Below are 19,012 nucleotides of genomic sequence, written 5' to 3' on the forward strand. Positions count from 1 at the left end.
AGTCATCATCGGGGACCTCTGAGGCGCCGCTCCAGCGGGTGTTCGACGAACTTGTAGAGCAGCCAGGAGGCGAATATCGAGAGCACGAGAACACCGGCGTACCAGGTCAGGTTCGACCAGCCGACGGGGCCCGCGAGGCCGTGGAACTCACGGATCGCGTAGAGGATCGTCGCGTGCACGAGGTAGAAGGAGTAGGACCACTGACCGAGCGCGACCAGCGGGCGGCTGCGCAGCAACGACCTGCCGCCGCGCATGTCCCGGGACGCGACCGCGAGGATCATCAGGCCGTACAGGACGGTCAGGATCTCCTTCTGGGTCAGAGCCATGGTGGTGGCGAACGGGACCGTCCGGTGCTCGCCGGAGTAGTACAGGGTGTAGATGCCAACGGCAAAGATCGCGAACGCCAGCCAGAACGGGAAGCGCGGCCGCCAGCCCGACCGCAGCGCGATGGCCAGGCCGATGCCGAAGATGAACGCGACCGAGTGCAGCACCGGCTGCGGCAGCACCGGGACGGTGTCCGGCCACTTGTACAGCGCCAGCCGGTAGGCGCCGCCGAGCGCCACCACCACGACGCACATCACCAGGCCGCCGGCCGTCTTCAGCCGGACCGTGGCCCGCTGCAAGAACGGGAAGTAGGCGTAGAAGAACGCCTCCACCGACAGCGTCCACGACGCCGGGTTGCCGGAGTACAGGATGGTCGGGTCATTCGACCAGCCGTGCAGCAGCACCACCGAGAGCAGCAGGATGCCGATGTCGAAGGGCTTGATCCAGCTCATCGCCGGGTCCGGGTGGATCCGGTAGAAGACGAACACCGCCGCCAGCAGGGCGACGGCGTGCGCCGGCCAGATCCGGGCGAACCGGCGCCGGTAGAAGGTCCGGACCTTCGTCCCGGGCTGCGCCGACCAGGTCAGCACGAAGCCGGAGAGGACGAAGAAGAAGGTCACGCCGGAGGTGCCGAACTTGAGGAACTTGTAGATCGGCAGCGGCGCCAGGTTCGTCATGTGGTGGGTGAACACGAAGAACGCCGCCCACCAGCGCAGACCGGTGAGCGACTCGACCCTCGGCAACCGCTTCCGGGTGGCCGGCGGTGCGGCAGGATCCGCCGGCACCGGCACCGGCGCCGGCGGCTCGTCATGAGCCAGCGGCGCGGGCGCGGCCCGGACCTGTCCCTCTTCCTTCTCCTCGGCGGCCTTCGTCATGTCGCTACCCCGCGAGGGCGGAGACGACGCGACCCGCCGCCTGGCCGTCGCCGTACGGCGCGGCCTGCTCGCTCGTCGGCACCGGCCGCACAGCCACCTCGGGCAGCTTGGTGAGGTCGGTGGTGAGGATGTTCCATCCGTCCTCGAGCGTCTCGGTCCACTCGGTCTCCGTGCGCAGCGTCGTACACGGGGTGCCGAGCAGGAAGGCCTCCTTCTGCAGGCCGCCCGAGTCCGTCACCACGCCGACCGAGCCGAGCACCGCCGCGACCATCTGCGGGTAGGCCAGCGGCTCGGCGGTGTGCAGCGAACCACCCGGACGCTCGAGCTTGATGCCGAACTCGGCACAACGCGCGACCAGCCGCGGGTGGGCCAGCAGCAGCACCGGGGTGTCGAGCGAGGCCAGCCCGTCGACGATCGCGGCCAACTGCTCCGGGTCGTCGGTGTTGTCGGCCCGGTGAATGGTGGAGACCAGGTACTCGCCGCGCTTCAGGCCGTCGGGCAGGTCGAGCGGCTCGTCCTTGACCGCGTCGCGGACCCGGAAGCAGACATCGGTCATGACGTCGCCGACCTGCCTGGCGCGGTCCTTCAGGCCCTCGTTGGCCAGGTGGTCCATCGCGACCTGGGTCGGGGCGAGCAGTAGGTCCGCCGCGTGGTCTGTGAGCACCCGGTTGTGTTCCTCCGGCATCGACCGGTTGAAGGAGCGCAGGCCGGCCTCGAGGTGAGCCACCGGCAGGTGCATCTTCACCGCGGACAGCGTGCCGGCCAGGGTGGAGTTGGTGTCGCCGTAGACGAGCACCCAATCCGGCCGGTGCTCGTCCAGCACCGCGTCCATCGCGGACAGCATCGCGCCGGTCTGGACACCGTGACTGCCCGACCCGACGCCCAGGTGGACGTCGGGAGCGGGGATCTTCAGATCGGCGAAGAAGACGTCGGACATCTTGGCGTCGTAGTGCTGACCCGTGTGCACGATGACGTGCTGATGCTCGGTGGCGGCGAACGCCTCCGACACCGGGGCGAGCTTCACGAACTGCGGGCGCGCCCCGACGACGCTCAGGACCTTCATGACTGCGCGGCTCCAGCACTCTCGAGCACGCCGTTGAGAGCGTCGGTCAGCCGGACCGACCGGCCGTCCTCGGCCGCGGACTGGATGACGGCCTCGGCGACGACGACCGTGGCCAGACCCTGCTGCAGGGTGACGATGTCCGTCTCCTTGCCCAGGATCGCGTCGCGGAACGCCTCGTGCTCGGCCCTCAGCGGCTCGGGCTTGGCGATCGCGTAGCGGATCATGTCGCCCTCGCTGACACCGCGGAAGTGCGCGACGTCGTCCCAGGCGGTCTGCACGGTGCCGTTGGCGTGGAACGACAGGTCGGCGAGCAGGGTGTCGGCGATGAAGGCGCCGCGCTCACCCGTGACGACGGTGAGGCGCTCCTTCATCGGGGACAGCCAGTTGACCAGGTGGCTGGACACGGTGCCGTCCTGCAGCATGCCGGTGACGGCGATCAGGTCCTCGTACTGCCGGCCGCTCTTGTGCGCGCTCTGCGCGGACACCGAGGCGAACGGCGACTGGGTCACCCACGCCGTCAGGTCGATGTCGTGGGTGGCCAGGTCGAGCACCACGCCGACGTCGGCGATCCGGGCCGGGAACGGACCCTGCCGGCGGGTGGTGATCTGGTAGATCTCGCCGAGCTCGCCGGCCTCCAGCCGCACCCGCAGCGCCTGCAGCGCCGGGTTGTACCGCTCGATGTGGCCGACCGCGCCGATCACGCCGGCCGCCTCGAAGGCCTTGGCGATCTCCGCCGCCTCCGCCGAGGAGCCGGCCAGCGGCTTCTCGATCATCGCGTGCACGCCGGCCTCGGCGAGCGTCTTGGCGATCTCGGTGTGGTACTGCGTCGGCACCGCGACCATGCAGTAGTCGATGCCGGCCTCGATCAGCTGCTCGACGTTCTCGTGCACCGGCAGGCCGTTGGCCACGCCGTGCTTGTCGCCACCCGGGTCCGCGACGGCGACCAGGTCGACGCCTTCCAGGGAACCGAGCACGCGGGCGTGGTGCCGGCCCATCATGCCCAGACCGATCAGTCCGGCTCGCAGGTTAGCCATCTCAGGCACCAGCCTTCGCGACGGTCGCGACCGCGGTCACGATGCGGTCGAGATCTTCCTCGGACAGCGATGGGTGGACGGGCAGCGAGAGCACCTCGGCCGCGGCCTTCTCGGTCTCCGGCAGGTCCAGCTCGCGCTTGAACGAGGGCAGCCGGTGGTTCGGGATCGGGTAGTAGACGCCGCAGCCGACGCCGTGCTCGTTGCGGAGCGCGTCGGCGAAGCCGTCGCGGTCCTCGGTCACCCGGATCGTGTACTGGTGGTAGACGTGCGTCGCCTCGGGCGCCACGGTCGGCACGGCCACGCCGCGCAGGTTCGCGTCCAGGAAGGTCGCGTTCTCCTGCCGCTGCTTGGTCCAGCCGGCCACCTTGGTCAGCTGCACCCGGCCGATGGCCGCGTGCAGGTCCGTCATCCGGTTGTTCACGCCGACGAGCTCGTTCTCGTACTGCTTGAGCATGCCCTGGTTGCGCAGCAGCCGCATCCGGCGCTCGATGTCGGCGTTCGCGACCGAGTTCATGCCGCCCTCACCGGACGTCATGTTCTTGGTCGGGTAGAGGCTGAACATGGCGAACTCGCCGAAGGTGCCGACCTGCGCGCCGTTCCAGGTCGCGCCGTGCGCCTGCGCGGCGTCCTCGAAGATCATCAGGCCGTGCTTGTCCGCGACGGCCTGCAGCTCGGTCAGGTTGGCCGGGTGACCGAACAGGTGCACCGGCATGATCGCCTTGGTCTTCTCGGTCACGGCGGCCTCGACGGCGGCCGGGCTGAGGCAGAAGTAGGTCGGCTCGATGTCGGCGAAGACCGGGGTCGCGCCGGTGAGGGCGACGCTGTTGGCGGTCGCCGCGAAGGTGAAGGACGGGACGATCACCTCGTCACCGGGGCCGATGCCCGCGGCCAGCAGGCCGAGGTGCAGACCCGAGGTGCCCGAGTTGGTCGCGACGCAGGCTCGGCCGGAGACCAGCGCTGCGCCGAACTCCTGCTCGAACGAAGCGACCTCAGGACCCTGGGCGAGCATTCCGCTGCGCATCACACGGTCGACTGCCTCCCGCTCCTCCTGCCCGATGATCGGCTTCGCGGCCGGAATCGGCTGCACCATCAGTTCTCCTCCAGAGTTTCGTCGGCCGGCCGCAGCCGTCCATCGGTTTCGATGTACATCTCGCCCGAGCTCGGGCACTTCCACTCGCCGTCGCCCACCTCCAGCAACGGGACACCTGCCTTGCCGACCCACTTGATCCGGCGGGCCGGGACCCCGGCGACCAGCGCGAAGTCTGGCACGTCCTTGGTGACCACCGCACCCGCGGCGACCGTGGCCCAGCGGCCGATCGTGACCGGGGCCACGCAGACCGAGCGGGCGCCGACCGCGCTGCCCTGCCGTAGCGTCACGCCGACGGCCTCCCAGTCGGAGGCGCTCTTCAGGCTGCCGTCCGGGTTGATCGCGCGCGGGAACTGGTCGTTGGTCAGCACCACGGCCGGACCGATGAAGACGCCGTCCTCGAGCACGGCCGGCTCGTAGACCAGGGCGTCGTTCTGGATCTTGCAGTTGTTCCCGATCCGCACCCCGGTACCGACGTACGCGCCGCGGCCGACGATGCAGTTGGTCCCGAGCACCGCGTTCTCGCGGATCTGGGAGAGGTTCCAGACGGACGATCCGTCGCCGATGACGGCGGTCTCGTCGACGTCAGCCGAAGCTGCGATCCGGGACGTCACACGTTCTCCTTCGAAGTCAGCCAATCAGTGAGTGCCTGGGCGGAGCGCCGCCCGTCGTGCAGTTCCGCCACGTAGCCGGGGCCGGCGGCGGCCAGCTCGGCGGCCGCGGCACGGTCGGAGAGCAGGTCGGCGAGGACCGCGCCGAGCGAATCGGGATCCGCCTCGACGATCGGCACCTCGCGCCCGGTCAGACTACGCATCCGGTCGCGAACCACCGAACCGACGTACGAGACCACCACCCGGCCCGCCGCGAGCGCCTCGCAGGCGGCGACGCCGTACAGGCCCATCTGCAGTTGGTCGATGACGATGTCGGCCTCGCCGATCACGGCGGGCATCTGCTCGTGGGTGACGCCGCTGACCCGGCGGTAGTCGACCAGGCCCTGGTCGGCCAGGCCGGTCAGCACCTCGTCGATCCGCGCGGTGCCCTTGAGCTGCGGGTTCGACGGCACGTGAACGACGATCGGGCGGTCGCCCGAGAACAAAGGACGAGCCGCCCGCTGCCATGGCTCCGGATCGATCGCCACCGGTAACCAATGGGCGGTCGGTACGTCGTCCAGCAGGTCGACCGTGGATACGAACACCGGGACCCCCGCGTCCGCCACGATCGCGGCGAACCGGCTCGCCTGCGCCTCCAGCCGGTCGGTCAGGTCGTCACCGGGCTTGAACGGCGACCAGCGCTCGCGCCTCGCGTGCCTGCTGGGCAGCCGGATGTCGGAGCCGTGGAAGACGAGCCCGGTGTTGATCCCTGACTCCACCAGCCGGTTGATCTCGCCGGACGCGTCCAGGATGCCGCGCGCGCCGAACAGCGGGCGCAGCGACTCGATCAGGACATGCGTGTAGGAGCCCAGGACGTGCTGCTCCTGGGCCCGCTGCCACCGCGGCTGCCCGAACCAGGACAGCGGTACGCCGTAGTCGTCGGCGAACAGGAACTGCCCCCGGCGGTGCACCGAGAACGACACGGCGTTCACCCCGGGAAGAGTGCGGGCAGACCGTGCCCAGGCGTAACCCTGGCCGGCCGAGTTGGTCGGTCCGACGAACAGCCGGACCGGGTCGTTCGAGACCTGCGGGAAGGCGGGCAGTTGCGCGTACGAGTAGCGCAGGCCCACCAGCCGTCGCCGGACCGCACCCGCGGTCCGGGCGAGCGGAGCCGGCAGGTGGTCGCGAAGGGAGCGGGGGGCGGTCACAGCCACCGCACCCCTCCGCTCTGACCTGACCTCACTCACCCATTCCCCGCCCCGACGAGCCGGTCCAGCTCACGACGAGCCGCGGGCAGCCCGAGCACCACCGGGGTGTCGGTCCTGCGCTGGCCGAGCTGCCAGCCGGCCCAGATCGAACCGGCGTCCAGCGCGATCACGACATCGGCCTGCTCGACGACCTTCATCACGTCCGGCCGGCTCTGCACCCGGGTCCAGTAGTTCTTGGACAGGTCGTTGCCGCGCCGGTTGGCGGTCAGCTTGCGGATCGGCGCCGCCTTCTTGATCGACTTGGGCAGCACCTTGCCACCGGCCCGGCGCAGCCGGCGGTACCGCCACTGCACGGCCTTGACGACCCGCTTGGCGCCGGTCGGCCGCGGCTTCGCCGCCGCGGGCGCGGGTTCCGGCTCCGGCTCCGGCTCCGGCTCCGGCTCGGCGACAGCCTCCGGAGCGGGAGCCTTGGTGGCCTCGCTGACGTCGGCGGGAACGGCCTCGGCATCGGCGGGCGGGGTGGACGCGCTGTCCGCCGGTACGGCAGGCGGCACCGTCTCGACCGGCATCTTGCCCGGGCCGATCAGCGTGAAGCTCTCGACCAGCCCGTCGACCGGACCGGCCGGCGGAACCCACGCCACCACGTCGAGGCCGACGTCCGGGCGGCCGCCCAGGTCGGCGCGGACAGTGTCGAAGTACGCCGGAGGAAGCCGGCGGGTGCTGAGCAGCACAACCTTCATCTCAGGCCACCGCCCCTACCAGCGCACCGAGCGCCTCGATCCGCGGATCCAGCTGCAGGTCGCGCCGGTAGCCGGCGCCGAACTCCCGGGCCTTCGCCCGGATGCCCTCGTCGGCGGTGCGCGCGGAGCGGGCCGCCTCCACCAGTGCTTCGGCGATCGACTCGGGTTCCAGATCCTTCACCGGGAACCAGAGCGGATGCCCGCGCAGTACGTCGGACGCCGCGTTCACCGGGTCGTGCACCGAGACGATCGGCAACCCGGTGGCGAGGTACTCGAAGACCTTGCCGCTGGTGACGTAGCGGCCCTTGCCCAGCATCAGCAGCTGGACGTCGAACTCGTCGTACGCACGGGCGATCTCGGCCTTGCCGACCGGGCCCTCGTAGCTGACCCCGTCGTCGGCGGCCGCCTCGATGATCGCGAGCATGTCCGCGCGCGGCTGGGCGTAGTACCCGAGGTAGCCGTGAATCTTCGCCTTGGCGTCACGCAGGTCCTCGGACTGCTCCTTGGCCAGCTGCCAGCCCTTGACGAAGTCGGCCAGCGGGACCTTCGGCGAGACAGTGCCGACATACCCGAAGACGAGCGGCTTGTCGGCGACCGGGCCACGGTCCTGGGTGTCCGGCACCAGGTCGGGGTCGAACCCGTTGGCCACCGTGTGCATCTTGGCGGCGTGCTCGGGGTAGAGCTTCTGGTGCCACTCGAGGATCGGGTCGTTGACGAACCAGACCTCCCGGGCGGACTGCACCAGCTTGCGCTCCCACCGGGCCGCGCGGCTCTTCGGCTCGTGCAGCCGGTCGCCGCTGAAGACGTCCAGCAGCCAGGCGTCGCGGTAGTCCATCACGTACTGCACCTTGAACTTCTCGTGCAGGTGGTAGGCCGCGGTGAAGGCCACGTGCGGGTTGGCCGTGGCGACCGTCAGGTCCACCTTGTTGGCCTTGTGGATCCGCTCGGCGGCCTTCTCGATCGTGCTGCGCCACGGCCCGTATCCCGTTTCCGGGAAGGGAATCTGGTCGCGCTTGGTCCGCATCTTGGCCCACAGCTTGGGGTTCTTGGCCCGGGACCGGGACCAGCGGCGCAGGTCGGCTTCCAGGATCGGCCACTCGAACGGCACTCGGACGACCTCGACGTCGGGGTGGATCCGCTCCTCCAGCGTCAGGTCGGCGCCGGTGAAGCGGTGGAACGTCTCGCGGTCCGCGGTCAGCACGGTGACGCGCCAGCCTTGCTCGGCGAACCTATTCGCGGTCGCCAGCGCGCGGTAGACACCGCCGCCTCGGCAGGGCGGATAACCCCAGGCGACGTACAGCATGTGTGGGCGGGCGTCGGTCATGCACTTCCTCGCAGCAGGTCCTGAATTGCGTCGGCCAGTTCGTCGTACGGCGTGATGGTGGGCAGGTTGTCCATGGCCCACTGGAGCGCGCAGTCGCGCAACTTCTCCAGCTCCCCTGGATCGTCGGACCAGCGGCGCAGCGTCTCGGCCGCCTCCGCGACGTTGTCGATCAGGACACCGCCACCGGACTCCTCGATGATCCTCGTCTGGCGGGGCAACCGGGTGGAGATCACCGGCAGCCCGCTGGCGAGGTACTCGTAGATCTTGGACGGCATCGCCTCGACGAACGCCGGGGTCTCCTGCAACAGCGCCATGCTGGCCCAGGCTCCCTCGGCGATCTTCCAGGCGGCGGCCGGTGGCTGCCGTCCGTGCAGCCGGACCCGGCCGGCCAGGTCGGCCCGCTCGATCCGGCGCTCCAGCCGGTCCCGGTCGGCCGGAGCCACCGGGCCGACCAGATCCAGTGACCAGCCCGGGGCGGCCGCGATCGCCTCGACCATGTCGAACAGACCGCGGCTCTCGCGCAGGTCGCCCACGTACACCGCCCTCGGCTCCCCGGAGGGGCCGGACTGGCAGGAGGGGGCCAGGAAGGCGCGGACCGGCAGGTTCGTGACCACCAGGCGCTTCTTCGCCTGGTGCGGCGCCAGGTGGGAGTCCGCGACCACGGTCAGGTCGGCACCGGCGGCCAGCTTGGAGCTGGCCAGCACCATCAGGCGGGCCGGCAGCCCGACCGGACCTCTGGCCCAGGCACGGTCGGCCAGCAGCCGGCCGTAGTCCTCGTGCACGTCCGCGACCATCTTGCGGCCGCGCAGCCTGGCGACGAGCCGGGTGATCGGGATCATGTCCGGATCAACGGTCATCACCACCTTGGCCTTCGTCCGCCAGGGCAGCACCGCCGTCTGGGCGAGTCGCCGCGCCAGGCTGCCCCGGAGCCGGGCGTGCACATCCGCCCCGGCGGGCCCGCCGGCCGGGTCCCCCAGACCCCAGAGCTCGACGTGCAGACCTCGCTGCTGCAGGGCTGCGGTGATCTTGTGCAGCCGTGCGTCAGCGACGTCGTGGCCGGTCGTGATGATGCCCACGTCCGGTGCCGGGGCGGATCGCATCGTCAGAGGTCCTCGAGAGTGACGGAGTCCTGTTCCCCGACCTGGAGGAACTTGGTGTAGGCCGCGATCACCTCGCTGGGCTCGCCGCGCATCATCACCTTGCCCTTGTGCAGCCAGATGCAGTCGTTGCACAGATCCCTGACGCTGCTCATCGCGTGGCTGACCAGGAACATGGTCCGGCTGTTGGTGACCAGTTCCTTCATCTTCGCGGCGGCCTTCTGTTTGAAGGACGCGTCACCGGCCGACAGGGCCTCGTCGATCAGCAGGATGTCGGGGTCCATGTGCACGGCGACCGAGAAGGCCAGCCGGCTGAACATGCCGGACGAGTACGTCCGCATCGGCATGTCGATGAACTCCTCGAGCTCGGCGAAGGCGGCGATCTCCTCGTACCGGGCCTGGATCTCCTTGCGGCTCAGGCCCGCGGCCAGACCACCGAGCACGACGTTCTCGCGGCCGGACAGCGCCGCGTTGAAGCCGACGCCGAGCGACAGCAGGGTGCTGACCCGGCCGTGCACCTCGATCCGGCCCTCGGTCGGCGGCAGGATGCCGGCCAGCGCCCGCATCAGGGTGGACTTGCCGGCGCCGTTGGCGCCGATGATGCCGATGGTGGTGCCGTGGTTCACGTCGAACGAGACGTTCTGGACCGCCTTGACCTCGCGGACGGCGCGCTCACCGCGACCGAACCGGACCAGCGCGCTCTTGAAGGTGGGGACCCGCTCGAACGTGGTCCGGTACGTGATGGACACGTCCTGGACCTTGACCGCCGGGACCGGCTGGCTATTCTCCATCGCCTTCTTCTCGGCCTCAGAGACGGACAACGAACTCACGCTCCCTCGACATGAAGAACAACGCACCGACCAGGGCCGCGGCGGCCGCCCACAGCACCCCACCGATCCACATCGACAGGTCCGGGATGTTGCCCCGCACCAGCAGATCGGTCCAGCCCCCGATCAACGAGTACAACGGGTTGTAGACGATGAAGCGGCGGAACCGCTCCGGCGCGTCCTCGGCGAACCACAGCACCGGCGACAGGTAGAGCCAGATCCGGACGAAGTACGGCAGGAAGCTCGTGGTGTCGCGGAAGTAGACCTGGATGGCCGCGAAGATCATCCCCATCCCAGCCGCGAAGATCGTCAGCAGGACCAGGAAGATCGGGGCCAGCAGCATCGCCCAGTGCAACGGCTGCCGCATCAGCAGGTGGATGGCCGCGTACACGATCAGGGTCGGCAGGAACCGGAAGAACGCGGTCCGCAGTGCCGACAGCGGCAGCAGCATCCGGGGGAACGACATGTTCATCAGCAACTTGCCGCCGCCCACCACGCTCGAGGCGGCCGTCGTCATCGCACCGGAGAAGTAGTAGAACGCGAAAAGGCCGCCACACATGTGGGCGAACCGGGCCGACCCGTCTCCCTTACCGCCGCCGGAGATGATCTCCACCAGGATGTAGTAGACGCCGGCCAGCATCAGCGGGTTCAACACCAGCCAGACCTGGCCGAAGAAGGTGTTCGTGTTCGCCGCCCGGATCCCGGTCCGGGACATCTCGGCGGCGAACTCCCGCCGCTCCCACAGCGCCTTGAAGTAGGGGCGCAGGGGCGGCAGTCCCACCTTGTGTGGCTCGTACACATGCACCGACGGGTTGAACTCCTCGTCGACGCTAGTCGCGTTCATTCAGGCGACGCCTCTCTGGGGACGGTCGTAGTCATCGAAGATCGAACTGTAGTCATTCGCGCTTCGCCTAATCGGCCGACCACCGTTCGATCGAGGATGTTCGGCGGCGGCCGCGGTCTACGACGACGGGGCCACGCAAACCGGAAGCAGAGTAGCGGATTGGCGTCGTTGCCGACGACACAGCGTGCCTCCTGGGTGAGCAGCGACGTACAGACGGCTACCAAACGTCGCGACCCGAGCGAAAGAGTCGCCCCCCTGCCGATCGTTATCGCGAATATACATTTGACAAGCTTCGCGAAGCGAATCGCCATGCAGTAAGGCCCCGGCGGGTCTGCCGGGGCCTCACCGTCGTCGCGATGGGGGACGACGAGGGCGGTGGATCAGAAGGTGTTCCGGGTCACCCGGTACGTCGGAACGGGTGCTACGTGGCCGGTGGAACCCGTGCGGGGCAAGGCGGTCAGCGGTCGCTGAGAGGAGCCGGTCGTGGCACCACTTCCCGTGGACAGCCTCACCATCCACGGAATCTCACCTGTTCCCGCAGGGGTTCCACCGGCGACCCGGGGGCCCGGCCCGCCTTGGGCGGAGGTGGTCCGGACACTCGCCGAGTGGGACGGCACGATGACCAGGGCGGCGGTCATCGCACCCAGGCCGAAGGCCCTGTGCTGGCTGGGCAGAACCTGACGCGCTGGGTGCTGCACGGGGGTCCCCCTCCTCATCGGCCTCACGATGGAGATGCACAGTTTGTACACCCTCCGGCACAGCCGGTGATGGCACGGGAGTGCGAGGGCACCGATGCGCCGGGATCGAGACCCAACCGAAACGGCGTTCGCTGACGGATGAGCGAACTGAGGCCAGAATTGGAACAGCAGCCCGGCGGCGCTCAGGTGGTCCGTCGCCGGGCTGCTGGACCTCAATTCTCGCTCACAACTGCGCGGAAATGGTGGCCAGATGGTGACACGGCACAAGAATGCTGACAGGACAACAAATATCGCTCGGTGCACCCGCCGGGATACGGACAGTGCCATCGGTGTTTCGCTGATGGATCTACGCTGGAGTGGCGGTAGCGCACAGTGACCGCGCGCGGCAGGAGGGGAGAGTCATGAGCTCGACCGACACGGAGCGTGCCGACCATTTGCGGGTGCTCGGTCTGACCGACGACGAGATCAAGGTGTACCAGCACCTGCTCCGGACCGGGCCGTCCTCGGTCACCGAGCTGGACGAGGCGGTGCCCGACCGGGACGCCGGCATCGACGACACGCTCGGCGGGCTGGTCCAGGCGGGTCTCGCGCGCCGGTCCGGTTCCGACCACTCCAGGTTCCTGCCGGTGCCGCCCGACGCCGGGCTGGAGGCGCTCACGCTGCGCCGCGAGTCCGAGCTGAAGCAGGCCCGGATCGAGGTGCTGAACGCGTACGACGAGTTCCGCCGGACCGTGCACAACGAGTCGACCACGCACCTGATCGAGGTGGTCACCGGCAGCGCGATCGTCGAGCGGATCCACCAGATCAAGGGCAGCGCCCAGCGGGAGATCCTGGCCATCGACTCCCCGCCGTACTACCTCGGCGCCGGCCCGAACCAGGAGGAGATCGAGCAGCTCAAGCGCGGCGTCGCCTACCGGGTGGTGTACTCGCCGGAGTCCGTCGAGGTGCCGGGCTACCTGACCGAGAACATCCTTCCCTGCGTGGAGGCCGGCGAGCAGGCGCGGGTGCTGCCCGACGTACCGGCGAAGCTGACCATCATCGACTCCTCGATCGCCTTCGTCTCGATGTCGGTGCGCGACACCGACGTGAACCGCTCGCTGCTGATCATCCGGCCGAGCAGCCTGCTCACCGCGCTGATCGGGATGTTCGAGCTCTGCTGGCGAAGCGCCCTGCCGCTGCACGCGTCCGTCGGCGCCGAGGACGACCGGCTGGAGCCGATCGAGCGACGGCTGCTGGCGCTGCTGGCGACCGGTGCCGCCGACGACACGATCGCCCGCACGTTGGGCATCAGCCGCCGGACGTTCTTCCGCTATCTCGAGCGCCTGATGAACCGCACGGGCGCGAGCACCCGGTTCCAGCTGGCCCTGCACGCCGCCCGCGAGAGCTGGCTGTAGCTGTTGCAGACAGCAACAAGGGCTCCGGGCGAATCGCCCGGAGCCCTTGTTCTGTTGACGATCACTGCGCCGGGGTGAAGTCCTTGGCGACGACCTCGGCGATCTGCGCGGTGTTCAGCGCCGCGCCCTTGCGCAGGTTGTCGCCGCAGACGAACAGCTCGAGCGCCTGCGGGTCGTCCAGCGACTTGCGGATCCGGCCGACCCAGGTCGGGTCGGTGCCGACGACGTCCGCCGGGGTCGGGAACTCCGCCTCGGCCGGGTTGTCGAAGACGAGCACGCCGGGCGCGTCCCGCAGTACCTCGCGGGCCTCGTCGACGTCGACCTCGCGGCCGAAGCGGGCGTGCACCGAGAGCGAGTGGGTGGTGATCACCGGGACGCGGACGCAGGTCGCGGAGACCTTCAGGTCCGGCAGGTTGAGGATCTTGCGGGACTCGTTGCGGACCTTCAGCTCCTCCGACGACCAGCCGTCGTCCTTGAGCGAACCGGCCCAGGGCACCACGTTCATCGCCAGCGGCGCCGGGAACGGACCGAGCGCATTGCCGATCACCCGGCGGACGTCGCCCGGCGTGGTGCCGAGCTCCCGGTTGCCGGCCACCTTCATCAGCTGGTCGTAGAGCGCGTCGATACCTTCCTGACCGGCCCCGGAGGCCGCCTGGTACGACGCGACCACGAGCTGCTCGAGCTCGTAGCGGTGGTGCAGCGCGCCCATCGCCACGATCATCGACAGCGTCGTGCAGTTGGGGTTCGAGATGATCCCCTTCGGCCGGTTGCGGGCGGCCTCGGCGTTCACCTCGGGCACCACCAGCGGCACGTCCGGGTCCATCCGGAAGGCGCCGGAGTTGTCCACCACGACGGCGCCCTTGGAGGCGGCGATCGGGGCCCAGTGCGCGGACACCTCGTCCGGCACGTCGAACATCGCCACGTCGATGCCGTCGAAGGCGTCCGCGCTGATCGCGACCACCTCGACCTCCTCGCCGCGGACCTTGAGCCGCTTGCCGGCGGAGCGCTCGGACGCGATCAGGCGGATCTCTCCCCAGACGTTCTGCCGGGTGGACAGCAGGGTGAGCATCACCGTGCCGACGGCGCCCGTCGCGCCGACCACCGCCAGCGAGGGGAGTCCGGTCCGATCCTCGGTCTGATCCAAAGCGCTCACAGGTGTCACCGTCCAGTTCCTCCGTACACGACAGCTTGGGTGTGCTCGTCGTCCAGGTCGAATGCAGTGTGCGCCGCGGTGACCGCCGCGTCCACCAGGTTCTCGTCGACGACCACCGAGATCCGGATCTCGGACGTGGAGATCATCTCGATGTTGACGCCGGCATCGGCGAGCGCGGAGAAGAACTTCGCCGAAACGCCAGGGTGCGAGCGCATGCCGACGCCGATCACCGAGACCTTGCCGATCTGGTCGTCGTACAGCAGTTGCTCGTAGCCGACCTCGTCCTTCATCCGGGCCAGCGCGGACATCGCGCGGGAGCCGTCGGAGCGCGGCAGCGTGAACGAGATGTCGGTCCGGTTGGTGGCGACCGCGGAGACGTTCTGGACGATCATGTCGATGTTCGTCTCGGCGCCGGCGACCGTCTCGAAGATGCGTGCGGCCTCACCCGGCTTGTCGGGCACGCCGACCACGGTGATCTTGGCCTCGCTGCGGTCGTGGGCCACGCCGGAGATGATCGCCTGTTCCATGTTCTTCAGTTCCTTCGCATCGACGACCCAGGTGCCTTCCTTCTGCGAGAAGGAGGAGCGCACGTGGACGGGGACGTTGTAGCGCCGCGCGTACTCGACGCAACGCAGGTGCAGCACCTTCGCGCCGCAGGCGGCCATCTCGAGCATCTCCTCGTAGGAGATCATCGGGATCTGCCTCGCCGCCGGCACGATCCGCGGGTCCGCGGTGAAGATGCCGTCGACGTCGGTGTAGATCTCGCAGTAGTCCGCCTCCAGCGCCGCGGCCAGCGCGACCGCGGTGGTGTCGGACGCGCCGCGGCCCATCGTGGTGATGTCCTTGGTGTCCTGGGCGACGCCCTGGAAACCGGCCACGATCGCGACGTGGCCGTCGGCCAGCGCGTCCTCGATCCGGCCCGGGGTGATGTCGATGATGCGCGCGTTCCCGTGCCTGGCGGTGGTGATCACGCCGGCCTGCGAACCGGTGAAGGAACGCGCCTCGTAGCCCAGGTTCGCGATCGCCATCGCCAGCAGCGCGGCCGAGATCCGCTCACCCGAGGTGAGCAGCATGTCCAGCTCTCGCGGCGGTGGCAACGGGGAGACCTGCTGGGCCAGGTCCATCAGTTCGTCGGTGGTGTCCCCCATGGCGGAGATGACCACCACCACGTCGTTCCCGGCCTTCTTCGTCGCGACGATCCGTTGGGCCACACGCTTGATGCAATCGGCGTCAGCGACCGAAGAACCGCCGTACTTGTGCACGACGCGTCCCACAGCTTGTGTCTCCTCATAGCTTGAATCCCCAGCGGCAACACTGGTTGCGGTACGCCGTGCGGCGCTGCACCAGGCGTGTTCGATCGTGGTCATTCTAGCTGTGAAAGCCCGCTTGTCTGCGGGCCGACCACCACCTGGTCGATCCGTTCGGCCCCGACCGGCGACGCCTGGAGGTTCCTTCGCCGGGCCCCGATCCGGCCGGAGACCTTCCGGCTGAACGGACCACTTGCTTATATAAGTCATCACTGAAATACTCGGCAACATGCACGCCTTCGACATTCTCGGCGACCCGGTCCGGCGCCGGATCCTGGAGTTGCTCGCCGACGGAGAGCTGCCGGCCGGCAGCATCGCGACCACCATCGGCGCGGAGTTCGGCATCAGCCAGCCGGCCGTCTCGCAGCACCTGCGGGTGCTCCGCGACAACGGTTTCGCCACGGTCACCGTCGACGGCACCCGCCGCCTCTACGCGGTCGACACCGGCCCGTTGCAGGAGATCGACGCCTGGCTGGACAAGTACCGCAAGTTCTGGACGAACCGCCTCGACGCCCTCGACACCGAGATCCGCCGTGGCCGCCGCGCCGCGAGGAAGGACACCCCCGATGCCTGACCTGCTCACCTTCTTCGGACCGACCGAGCGGACGATCACGCGCTCCCGCGAGCGACGTACGGTCACGATGCGACGCTCGTACGACGCGACGCCGGCGGAGCTGTGGTCCGCCTGGACGGAGCCCGAGCGGCTCGCCCGCTGGATCGGCGAGCTCGCCGGCGACCGGGTGGTCGGTGCGGAAGTCCGGCTCACGATGGGCCCCGAGGACACCGCCGAACTGCGGATCGAGACGTGCGAGGAGCCCCACCGGCTGGCCGTGAGCTGGTCGTTCCCGGGCGAGGAGGATTCGCGCGTCGAGGTACTGCTCGACGCGGAGGGGGAAGCGACAGCGCTTACCTTGCGGCACTCCTTGGTGACCGAGAAGACGGCGGTCGACTACGGGTGCGGCTGGGAGGACTTCCTCAACCGGCTGCACGAGTTCCTCGCGGGTCGCGACCCGGCGGACGTCGCGTGGTCCGACGCCGAGGAGCAGCTCAAACCCCACTGGGAAGCAGCCGCGAAAAATCTTTGAGACGAAATGTCGATCGGGCCGCGGACCGGTCGACGCGTCGGTGAAAGCAACCAGCTGACACCGATGGGAGTACCACCATGAGGAAGATCACGGCAGGCCTGTTCATCTCGCTCGACGGCGTCATCGAGGCGCCGGAGACCTGGCACTTCCCGTACTTCAACGAAGAGATGGGAGGCGTCGTCGGCTCGCTGGCCGCCGACGCGGACACCATGCTGCTGGGCCGGAACACCTGGCAGATGTTCTCCGGCTACTGGCCGAACGCGACCGACGACGTCGAGCTGGCGGGCCACATGAACGACACCCGCAAGCTGGTCATCTCCACCACGCTGACCGATGTCAGCGCGTGGCAGAACTCCGAGATCCTGGCGGGCGACCCGGCCGAGACGCTGGCCGCGATCAAGGAGACCGACGGCAAGGACCTCAGCGTGGTCGGCAGCGTGACGCTGGTCCGGTCCCTGCTCCGGGCGAAGCTGCTCGACGAGCTGCACCTGCTGGTCCACCCGATCGCGGTCGGGCACGGCGCCAGGCTGTTCGTCGAGGACGAGGAGCCGCTGCCGCTCGAGCTGATCTCCAGCACCGCCTTCAGCACCGGCGTACTGCACTCGGTGTACCGCGCGGCTTGACCTGGAGCCCACTCCAGGTTGCATGCTGCGGTGATGAGGCTTGTTGAGGAGCTTGGTCAGGTTCAAGGTGTCACCATCGGCGAGGCCTCGCGGGTGTCGGGCCTGCCGGTGGAGACACTGCGGTACTACGACCGCGAGGGGTTCTTCGGGGATCTGCCCCGGGACACCGGCGGCCGGCGGCGGTTCACCCCGGACGCGCTCGGCCTGCTCGACGTCCTGCTGCGGCTCCGCCGGACCGGGATGCCCGTCGAGCAGGTCAAGGAGTTCGCCGAGCAGATCCGCGCCGGGGACAAGCAGCGCGCCGGCCGGCTCGCCCTGCTGCGGGCACACCGTGAACGCGTGGCGATGGACCTCGCCCAGCTCGAGGCTGATCTCGAGCTGATCGACTGGAAGATCGCCGCGTACCAGGCCGCGGAGGACGGAAACGATCCGCCACCGCGGGATGCGGCGGCCCGGAACTGATCAGCAGAACTGATCAGGTGGTGACAGCGAGGCTGGGGACTTCCTCCTCGGCCTCGTTCTCTTCCGGCCGGTGCGGCGGAACGTGCAGGACCGCTAGCGTCGCGAGCAGGGCCAGGATCGAGGCCATCAGCCAGACATAGCGGACACCGAAGGTCTCCACCACGAGCCCGGCCACGCTCGATCCGACCGCGCCGCCGATCATCGCGCCGCTGCCCATCCAGCCGAACACCTCGGTCCGCACCGAGTCAGGCGTCATCGCACCCAGCCGCTCGTAGAGCGCTCCGACCGTCGGCGCCAGGGCGCAGCCCGACAGCAGCAAGGCGATCGCCAGCGAGACGGGCGACCAGGTCGCGAACACGCAGACCAGCATCCCGATCGAGACGAGCAAGGCCCGTCGCCAGACGTACGAGTTGCGCCGCCCGGGCAGTGCGCCGACGACAACACCACCGATCAGGCTGCCGACGGCCCAGACAGTCTCGAGCACCCCGGCGATCAGCCGGTTGCCGTGGTCGTCCGCGAAGGCGACGATGCCGAGCGAGATGGACGCGAAGGCCGTGACGAAGAGGCCGAAAGCGACGATCAGCGGCAGCCGGTACCGGTGCCAGAGCAACTGCGGCGCGGTCAGCCGGGCCCCGGCCGACTCGTCGTGCGGCAGCGCCGGGGGTTGGCGGACTCCGAACCACCAGATCGAGACCGCCGCGGACGCCGCCGCCACCAGTACGCCGGCCCGCGGGCTGGCGAAGCTGACGATCACCGCGCCGAGCAACGGCCCGATCGAGAACAGCACCTCCTGCGCCGTCGCATCCAGCGCATAGACCGCGCGCAGGCGGGATCCCTGCACCAGACGCGGCCAGGCGGCCCGCAGTGTCGACGTGACCGGCGAGACGACCGCTCCCGCCAGCGCGGACACCAGAGGCATCAAGCGGTACCAGTCGTTGGGCAGCAAGGCGAGCACGGCCATCGCCACGCCCCACGCCATTCCGGTGCCGATCACCACACGCCGGCCGCCGCGGCGGTCGGCCAGCCGCGACCAGATCGGTCCGCCCACGGCCATGCCGACCGAGTAGGCGCCGGCGACCACACCGGCCCAACCGAAGTTGCCGGCCGCATCTTTCGCCAGGAAGGAGACCGGCACCAGGGCCGCCATCACCGGGAGCCGGGCGAGCAGCGCCGACGCCAGCAAGGCGAAGACCCCTCGCGTCTGCCAGAGCGCACGGTAAGCCGACAGGTCCATAACCCGCATTCTGTCCTGTCGGGGTTGCGTCGCGCCTCGGGAT

Annotated in this window: 19 protein-coding genes; 5 read left to right on the forward strand and 14 right to left on the reverse strand. The window is 69.3% G+C overall.

What is annotated here, in order from left to right; all coding sequences use genetic code 11:
- Positions 1-5: 5 nt before the first annotated feature.
- The 11 genes from EV648_RS09860 to EV648_RS09910 are packed head-to-tail and all read right to left on the reverse strand — an operon-like array spanning position 6 to position 11,013.
- Entirely contained in the window at positions 6-1,199 is a 1,194-nt protein-coding gene (locus EV648_RS09860; RefSeq protein WP_132287972.1) for an acyltransferase, read from the reverse strand.
- Between the two features lie 4 nt (positions 1,200-1,203).
- The gene (gene wecB, locus EV648_RS09865) at positions 1,204-2,262 is read right to left on the reverse strand and encodes a non-hydrolyzing UDP-N-acetylglucosamine 2-epimerase (protein ID WP_132287975.1); all 1,059 of its coding nucleotides are present in this window, start codon (positions 2,260-2,262) and stop codon (positions 1,204-1,206) included.
- The gene (locus EV648_RS09870) at positions 2,259-3,296 is read right to left on the reverse strand and encodes a Gfo/Idh/MocA family protein (RefSeq protein WP_132287978.1); all 1,038 of its coding nucleotides are present in this window, start codon (positions 3,294-3,296) and stop codon (positions 2,259-2,261) included. Before EV648_RS09870 ends, wecB begins: the two co-directional genes overlap by 4 nt.
- A 1-nt stretch (position 3,297) precedes the next feature.
- The gene (locus EV648_RS09875; RefSeq protein ID WP_132288744.1) at positions 3,298-4,389 is read right to left on the reverse strand and encodes a DegT/DnrJ/EryC1/StrS aminotransferase family protein; all 1,092 of its coding nucleotides are present in this window, start codon (positions 4,387-4,389) and stop codon (positions 3,298-3,300) included.
- Positions 4,386-4,997, reverse strand: coding sequence for an acyltransferase (locus EV648_RS09880; RefSeq protein ID WP_132287981.1), 612 nt, complete (start codon positions 4,995-4,997; stop codon positions 4,386-4,388). The genes EV648_RS09875 and EV648_RS09880 overlap by 4 nt, the downstream gene beginning before the upstream one ends.
- Positions 4,994-6,187, reverse strand: a complete 1,194-nt coding sequence (locus tag EV648_RS09885; protein ID WP_132287984.1) for a hypothetical protein — start codon at positions 6,185-6,187, stop codon at positions 4,994-4,996. Before EV648_RS09885 ends, EV648_RS09880 begins: the two co-directional genes overlap by 4 nt.
- A 29-nt stretch (positions 6,188-6,216) precedes the next feature.
- Positions 6,217-6,921: a hypothetical protein gene (locus tag EV648_RS09890; protein ID WP_132287987.1), complete on the reverse strand. Its 705-nt coding sequence runs from the start codon at positions 6,919-6,921 to the stop codon at positions 6,217-6,219.
- Between the two features lies 1 nt (position 6,922).
- A complete protein-coding gene (locus EV648_RS09895) occupies positions 6,923-8,245 on the reverse strand; it encodes a glycosyltransferase (RefSeq protein ID WP_241995008.1) in 1,323 nt (440 codons plus the stop codon).
- Positions 8,242-9,345 carry a glycosyltransferase gene (locus EV648_RS09900; protein ID WP_132287990.1) on the reverse strand — a complete coding sequence of 368 codons (1,104 nt, stop codon included), beginning with the start codon at positions 9,343-9,345 and terminating at the stop codon, positions 8,242-8,244. The genes EV648_RS09895 and EV648_RS09900 overlap by 4 nt, the downstream gene beginning before the upstream one ends.
- A gap of 2 nt (positions 9,346-9,347) precedes the next feature.
- On the reverse strand, positions 9,348-10,163 hold the full coding sequence (locus tag EV648_RS09905) for an ABC transporter ATP-binding protein (protein ID WP_241995009.1): 816 nt from the start codon (positions 10,161-10,163) through the stop codon (positions 9,348-9,350).
- Positions 10,150-11,013, reverse strand: a complete 864-nt coding sequence (locus EV648_RS09910; RefSeq protein WP_132287993.1) for an ABC transporter permease — start codon at positions 11,011-11,013, stop codon at positions 10,150-10,152. Before EV648_RS09910 ends, EV648_RS09905 begins: the two co-directional genes overlap by 14 nt.
- 1,099 nt (positions 11,014-12,112) lie before the next feature.
- Between EV648_RS09910 and EV648_RS09915 the strand changes: the two genes are divergently transcribed.
- On the forward strand, positions 12,113-13,105 hold the full coding sequence (locus EV648_RS09915) for a helix-turn-helix domain-containing protein (protein ID WP_132287996.1): 993 nt from the start codon (positions 12,113-12,115) through the stop codon (positions 13,103-13,105).
- A gap of 61 nt (positions 13,106-13,166) precedes the next feature.
- On the opposite strand, the gene EV648_RS09920 is transcribed toward EV648_RS09915, so the two are convergent.
- Together EV648_RS09920 and EV648_RS09925 are read right to left on the reverse strand one after the other, a co-directional pair.
- The gene (locus EV648_RS09920; protein ID WP_370452703.1) at positions 13,167-14,258 is read right to left on the reverse strand and encodes an aspartate-semialdehyde dehydrogenase; all 1,092 of its coding nucleotides are present in this window, start codon (positions 14,256-14,258) and stop codon (positions 13,167-13,169) included.
- Between the two features lie 5 nt (positions 14,259-14,263).
- The gene (locus EV648_RS09925) at positions 14,264-15,532 is read right to left on the reverse strand and encodes an aspartate kinase (RefSeq protein ID WP_132288002.1); all 1,269 of its coding nucleotides are present in this window, start codon (positions 15,530-15,532) and stop codon (positions 14,264-14,266) included.
- 262 nt (positions 15,533-15,794) lie between these two features.
- Here EV648_RS09925 and EV648_RS09930 point away from each other — a divergent pair, with 262 nt between their 5' ends.
- The 4 genes from EV648_RS09930 (at position 15,795) to EV648_RS09945 (ending at position 17,735) form a co-directional block, all read left to right on the forward strand.
- Entirely contained in the window at positions 15,795-16,139 is a 345-nt protein-coding gene (locus tag EV648_RS09930; protein WP_132288005.1) for a helix-turn-helix transcriptional regulator, read from the forward strand.
- Positions 16,132-16,650, forward strand: a complete 519-nt coding sequence (locus EV648_RS09935) for an SRPBCC family protein (protein ID WP_132288008.1) — start codon at positions 16,132-16,134, stop codon at positions 16,648-16,650. Before EV648_RS09930 ends, EV648_RS09935 begins: the two co-directional genes overlap by 8 nt.
- A 77-nt stretch (positions 16,651-16,727) precedes the next feature.
- Positions 16,728-17,273, forward strand: coding sequence for a dihydrofolate reductase family protein (locus tag EV648_RS09940; RefSeq protein WP_132288011.1), 546 nt, complete (start codon positions 16,728-16,730; stop codon positions 17,271-17,273).
- A 33-nt stretch (positions 17,274-17,306) separates the two neighbouring features.
- Positions 17,307-17,735, forward strand: a complete 429-nt coding sequence (locus EV648_RS09945; RefSeq protein WP_132288014.1) for a MerR family transcriptional regulator — start codon at positions 17,307-17,309, stop codon at positions 17,733-17,735.
- 13 nt (positions 17,736-17,748) lie between these two features.
- Here the strand turns inward: EV648_RS09945 and EV648_RS09950 are convergent, their stop codons facing one another.
- The gene (locus EV648_RS09950) at positions 17,749-18,978 is read right to left on the reverse strand and encodes an MFS transporter (protein WP_132288017.1); all 1,230 of its coding nucleotides are present in this window, start codon (positions 18,976-18,978) and stop codon (positions 17,749-17,751) included.
- Positions 18,979-19,012: the final 34 nt, after the last annotated feature.

Source organism: Kribbella sp. VKM Ac-2568, from assembly GCF_004345365.1.
In the GTDB taxonomy this organism is placed as follows: Bacteria; Actinomycetota; Actinomycetes; order Propionibacteriales; family Kribbellaceae; genus Kribbella; species Kribbella orskensis.